This is a genomic window from Streptomyces sp. STR69, assembly GCF_024519455.1.
In the GTDB taxonomy this organism is placed as follows: Bacteria; Actinomycetota; Actinomycetes; order Streptomycetales; family Streptomycetaceae; genus Streptomyces.
Genome location: NZ_JALJRY010000039.1, coordinates 92235 through 98234 on the forward strand (window position 1 = coordinate 92235; position 6000 = coordinate 98234).

General features: G+C 68.8%; 4 protein-coding genes and 1 tRNA gene. 1 reads left to right on the forward strand and 4 read right to left on the reverse strand.

All coding sequences use genetic code 11. From position 1 onward, the window contains the following. Window positions 1-64: 64 nt before the first annotated feature. The 4 genes from OC490_RS44085 to OC490_RS44100 form a co-directional block, all read right to left on the reverse strand. The gene (locus tag OC490_RS44085) at window positions 65-1993 is read right to left on the reverse strand and encodes an ABC transporter ATP-binding protein (RefSeq protein WP_262063695.1); all 1929 of its coding nucleotides are present in this window, start codon (window positions 1991-1993) and stop codon (window positions 65-67) included. Beyond that, window positions 1993-3726 carry an ABC transporter ATP-binding protein gene (locus OC490_RS44090; protein WP_262063696.1) on the reverse strand — a complete coding sequence of 578 codons (1734 nt, stop codon included), beginning with the start codon at window positions 3724-3726 and terminating at the stop codon, window positions 1993-1995. Before OC490_RS44090 ends, OC490_RS44085 begins: the two co-directional genes overlap by 1 nt. A gap of 151 nt (window positions 3727-3877) precedes the next feature. Then, on the reverse strand, window positions 3878-5335 hold the full coding sequence (locus OC490_RS44095; RefSeq protein WP_262063697.1) for a xylulokinase: 1458 nt from the start codon (window positions 5333-5335) through the stop codon (window positions 3878-3880). Between the two features lie 51 nt (window positions 5336-5386). Then, window positions 5387-5692 carry a YtxH domain-containing protein gene (locus OC490_RS44100; protein ID WP_200710043.1) on the reverse strand — a complete coding sequence of 102 codons (306 nt, stop codon included), beginning with the start codon at window positions 5690-5692 and terminating at the stop codon, window positions 5387-5389. A gap of 168 nt (window positions 5693-5860) precedes the next feature. Between OC490_RS44100 and OC490_RS44105 the strand changes: the two genes are divergently transcribed. After that, window positions 5861-5933 (forward strand) — tRNA-Asn (locus tag OC490_RS44105). The last annotated feature ends 67 nt before the right edge of the window (window positions 5934-6000 follow it).

A 6000-nucleotide genomic window follows, 5' to 3' on the forward strand; every position in this document is an offset into this window, starting at 1 on the left:
CGTTTTCAGGGGCGCGGGGAACTGCGCGACCAGCCACGACGGACCGTCGGCCGAACGACGACCGTCAGTCCACCTCCGCCACCGCCTGCGCGAACTGCGCCTTGTACAGCCGTGCATACGCCCCGTCCGCCGCCAACAGCTCGGCGTGCGCGCCCTGTTCGACGATCGAGCCGTTCTCCATGACCAGGATCGTGTCCGCGTCCCGGATCGTGGAGAGACGGTGGGCGATGACGAACGACGTACGCCCATGGGCGAGTTTGGCCATGGCCTTCTGGATCAGGACCTCCGTGCGCGTGTCGACCGACGACGTCGCCTCGTCGAGGACCAGGATCGTCGGGTCGGACAGGAACGCCCGCGCGATGGTGATGAGTTGCTTCTCACCGGCGCTGACGCCCGAGCCCTCGTCGTCGATGACCGTGTCGTAGCCGTCGGGCAGCGTACGGACGAACCGGTCGGCGTGCGCCGCCCGCGCAGCCTCCTCGATCTCGCCCCGGGTGACCTCCCGCGATGCGCCGTACGCGATGTTGTCGGCGATCGAGCCGCCGAACAGCCAGGTGTCCTGGAGCACCATGCCGATGGTGGCGCGGAGTTCGTCGCGGGACATGCGCGCGATGTCGACGCCGTCGAGGGTGATCCGGCCGCCGGAGACCTCGTAGAACCGCATGAGGAGGTTCACGAGTGTGGTCTTGCCGGCGCCTGTGGGGCCCACGATCGCGACCGTGTGGCCCGGTTCCACCGTCAGCGAGAGGTCCTCGATGAGCGGCTTGTCGGGGTCGTAGCGGAAGGAGACGTGCTCCAGGGCGACCAGGCCGCGCAGTTCCTCGGGGCGCTCGCCCGGCATCGGGTCGGCCGACTGCTCCTCGGCGTCGAGGAGTTCGAAGATCCGCTCGGCCGAGGCGACGCCGGACTGGACGAGGTTCGCCATCGACGCGACCTGCGTCAGCGGCATCGAGAACTGGCGCGAATACTGGACGAAGGCCTGCACGTCACCGATGGAGAGCGAGCCGGACGCGACCCGCAGGCCGCCGACGACCGCGACCAGCACGTAGTTGAGGTTCGACACGAACATCATCAGCGGCTGCATGACCCCGCTGTTGAACTGCGCCTTGAAGCCCGCCTCGTAGAGCGCGTCGTTCTGCTCGGCGAACAGCTTCGCCGACTCGTCCTGCCGCCCGAACACCTTGACCAGGTTGTGGCCGGTGTACATCTCCTCGACGTGCGCGTTGAGCTTGCCCGTCGAGCGCCACTGCTGCACGAAGTGCGGCTGCGAGCGCTTGCCGATGCGGGTGGCGACGAGGAACGACAGCGGCACGGTCACCAGCGCGACGAGCGCCAGCAGCCAGGACACCCAGAACATCATCGCGAGCACGCCGATGATCGTGAGCAGCGAGTTGATCAGCTGGCCCATCGACTGCTGGAGGGTCTGCCCGATGTTGTCGATGTCGTTGGTCGCGCGCGAGAGCACCTCACCGCGCTGCCGCTTGTCGAAGTACGACAGCGGGAGCCGCGACATCTTCGTCTGCACGCTCTCGCGCAGCCGGAACATGGTCCGGTTGACCGCCCGGTTGACCATCCGGGTCGCCACCGCCATCAGCAGCCCGGCCACCATGAACGTGCCCAGCGCGAGCAGCAGCACATGACCCACCGAGGTGAAGTCGATGCCCTTGCCCGGGGTGAAGTCCGTGCTCTTGAGCATGTCCGCGACCGAGCCCTGGCCGCGGTCGCGCATCGCCTGGAGGGCCTGCGCCTTGGTCGTCCCGGCCGGCATCTGCCGCCCGATGATGCCCGCGAAGACCAGGTCGGTGGCGTTGCCGAGAATCTTCGGCCCCACCACGTTCAGCCCGACGCTGATCACCACACACACCAGCAGGATGCCGAGGGTCAGCCGCTCCGGCCTGAACTGGCCGATCAGCCGCTTGCCGGACACCTTGAAGTCCATCGAACGGGCGTCGGGGCCCGTCCCGGCCATCATCCGCCCCATGGGCCCGGCCATCAGGCAGCCTCCGCTTCCGTGAGCTGGGAGAGCACGATCTCTCGGTACGTCTCGTTGTCCGCCATCAGTTCGTGATGCCGGCCCGTCCCCACGACCCGCCCCTCGTCGAGTACGACGATCCGGTCGGCGTCCCTGATGGTCGCCACCCGCTGCGCCACGATCACCACGGTCGCCTCGGCGGTCTCGTGCGCGAGGGCCGCCCGCAGCGCCGCGTCGGTCGCGTAGTCGAGGGCGGAGAAGGAGTCGTCGAAGAGGTAGATCTCCGGCCGCTGCACGAGTGTCCGGGCGATCGCCAGCCGCTGCCGCTGACCGCCGGAGACGTTCGTGCCGCCCTGTGCGATGGGGGAGTCGAGGCCGTTCTCCAACCCCTCGACGAACCCCTTGGCCTGCGCCACCTCCAGCGCGTGCCACAGCTCCTCGTCCGTCGCGTCCGGGTTGCCGTAGCGAAGGTTGGTGGCGACCGTGCCCGCGAAGAGGTACGGCTTCTGCGGGACCAGGCCGACCGTCTTGGCCAGCAGTACCGGGTCGATGGTCGACACGTCGACACCGTCGACGAGGACCTCACCGTCGGTCGTGTCAACCAGGCGTGGGACCAGACTCAGAAGGGTGGACTTTCCGCTGCCGGTCGAGCCGATCACGGCCGTCGTCTCGCCCGGGCGGGCCACCAGGTCGATGGATTTCAGCACGGGTTCCTCGGCACCGGGGTAACAGAAGCCGACCCCGCGGACCTCCAGATGCCCGTGCCGACGCAGCTCGAAGACGGGAGCCACCGGCGGCACGACACTGCTCTCCGTGTCGAGGACCTCCTCGATGCGCTCGGCACAGACCTCCGCGCGCGGCACCATCATGAACATGAAGGTGGCCATCATCACGGACATCACGATCTGCATGAGGTAGGCGAGGAACGCGGTCAGATCGCCGATCTGCATCCCGCCGCTGTCGATGCGATGGGCGCCGAACCAGACCACCGCGATCGACGACAGGTTCACCGTCGTCATGACCACCGGGAACATCAGCGCGAGCAGGTTGCCCGTCTTCAGCTGCATCTCGGTCAGATCGGAGTTGGCCTTCCGGAACCGGTCCTTCTCGTACTCGTCCCGGACGAACGCGCGGATGACCCGGTTACCCGTGATCTGCTCGCGCAGCACCCGGTTCACCGCGTCCAGGCGGACCTGCATGGCCCGGAACAGCGGGCGCAGCCGGCGCACGATGATCGTCACGCAGATGGTCAGCGTCGGCACCACCGCGATCAGCACCCCGGACAGCGGCACGTCCAGACCGAGCGCCAGGATGATCCCGCCGACGCACATGATCGGCGCCGACACGAGCAGGGTGAACGTCATCAGGGCCAGCATCTGGACCTGCTGGACGTCATTGGTCGTACGGGTGATCAGCGAGGGCGCGCCGAACTGACCGACCTCGCGGGCCGAGAACGACTGCACCCGGTCGAAGATCGCGCCCCGGATGTCCCGGCCGACCGCAGCGGCGGTGCGCGCGCCGAAGTAGACGGCACCGGTGTTGCAGACGACCTGGACCAGAGAGATCCCGATCATCAGAGCGCCGAACGACAGGATGTATCCGGTGTCACCCTTCACGACACCGTTGTCGATGATGTGCGCGTTCAGGGTGGGCAGGTAGAGGGTGGCGCAGGTCTGCAGGAACTGCAGCAGCACCAACAGGGCGATGGGTTTCCTGTAGGGCCTGAGATAGGTCCGCAGAAGTCGTATGAGCACGCTGGGTCTCTCGGAGTCGGCGGGTGGGGGGTGGGCGGTGTACCCCTCGCCCCCATCGTCCGACACTCCACCCGCGTTACCTCAACTGATTAAGCCAAGAGCAGTGCCACATGCGCCCTTATGAACCCTTAAGAGCGGAACACGTGAGCTCCTACGACCGGAACGCCCCCGGATGGGTCTGTTCCCGTACGGACACGTACTGCTGGCGCACGGCCTGACCTACGGCCAGTTCGTCACCCGGCTCCAGCACCTGCGCGACCGGACCCTGCCACGGCGGCGGGGTCCGCGGGTCCAGCGTCCCCTGCGAGACCCCGAGCGCCCACGCGGCCTGCCGGGCGGCACCGATCGCCGCGTAGTCGGCGGGCTGCGGTACGACGACCTGCGTCCCGAAGAGCGCGGGCGCCGCGGCCTGCACGGCGGGCAGTTCGGCGGCCGGCCCGAGCAGGAAGAGCCGCCGCACCGACACGCCCCGCCCGCGCAGCACGTCCAGCGCGTCGGCGAGCCCGCACAGCATGCCCTCGAACGCGGCCCGCGCCAGATGCTCCGCCTTCATCGACTCCCGCCGGAGCCCGGCCAGCGTCCCGGCGGTGTGCGGCAGATTCGGCGTCCGCTCACCCTCCAGATACGGCAGGAACACCAACCCGTGCGCACCCGGGGTCGACTTCATCGCCAGCTCGGACAGACTCTCCAGATCGGGCAGCCCGAGCAGCTCGGCGGCCCCGCGCAGGGTCCGTACGGCATTGAGTGTGGTGACGACCGGCAGATGCATCCCGGTCGCGTCGGCCAGCGAGGTGATCATCCCGCTCTGATCGACGAGCGCCTCATGATGTACGGCCATCACGGACCCGGAAGCACCGAGCGAGACCACAGCGTCCCCGAACCCGATCCCGAGCCCGAAGGCCGCGGCCATGGTCTCGCCGGTTCCCGCGGAGATCAGCAGCCCCTCCGGAGTCGTACCGGCCGCGTCGGACGGGCCGATCACCTCGGGCAGCATGGCCTGGTGACCGAGGGCCAGCTCGACGAGGTCGGGCCGGTAGCCGCCGCCGGCCGCGGACCAGTACCCGGTCCCGGAGGCCCCGCCCCGATCGGTGGTCCGTCTGACCGGCCGCCCGAGCAGCTGCCACACCAGCCAGTCGTGGGCCTGCAACAGGGCGGCCGTACGGCGGGCGTTGTCGGGCTCGGTCCGGTTCAGCCAGCGCAGCTTGGTCACCGGCTGGGCGGCCTGCGGGACACAGCCCACCGCCTGCGCCCACGCCTCGCGCCCGCCGAGCGCGTCGATCAGATCGGCGGCGGCGACCTGCGCCCGCTTGTCACCGCCGACCATCGCGGGCCGCACGGTGTTGCCCTGCGCGTCCAGCGGCACCAGCGCGTTCTGCTGCGCGGACACGCCGATGGCCTGCACACCTTCGAGCAGCCCCCCGCCGGCCGCCTCGCCCAGCGACAACAGCCAGGCCTGTGGATCGACATCGGAGGGCCGCCCGCCGCCCTCGGTCTCGGTTTCGACCGGATGCGGCGCGTATCCCTGCCTGAGCACGGACCCCGTGTCCGTGTCACAGACAACGATGCGAGTGAAATCGGGCGAACTGTCCAACCCGGCGACTATCCCCATGGCGGAAATTCTGCCGTACGGCGGGAGGTGACGGCGCCGGGACGGGGCTCCCTAGGTGTTGCTGGTGCCCCAGTCGTCCTCGCCCGTGCCGTTCGCGTTGCGCTCACGCAGGGACCGTACGCGCTGGGCGACCGAGTCGGGGACCCGATCGCCCACCTTCTCGCCGACCGCGTGGTACGCCTTGCCCGCGAACTGGCGGCCCTGCTGCGCCGCCGACTCGGCGGTGTTGCGGACGGCCGGGTTCTGCGCGACCTGGCGTGCCGACTTCTTCAGCTGCTCGTAGCGCTCGCGTCCGGCCCGCGTGCCCAGCACGTAACCCAGAGCCAGTCCGACGACGAACGTGAGCTTGTAGCGCATGACGGCCACCCTTCCCTTGCGTAGGTCCCTCGCGGGTCTCCGGCGCGGCATCGGTGCCGGGGGAACCGATTGGCGGAGCACCCCCCTGCTTGCGCTAATGTATGTGTCGCAGCGAGCGCACGCCCCCTGGCGAATACCCGGGTAGGTACGATCGATGCAACGAGGCATTCCCCTGTAGCTCAATTGGCAGAGCAGCCGGCTGTTAACCGGCAGGTTACTGGTTCGAGTCCAGTCGGGGGAGCTTCGATCTTCCGTAGCTCAATTGGCAGAGCAGCCGGCTGTTAACCGGCAGGTTACTGGTTCGAGTC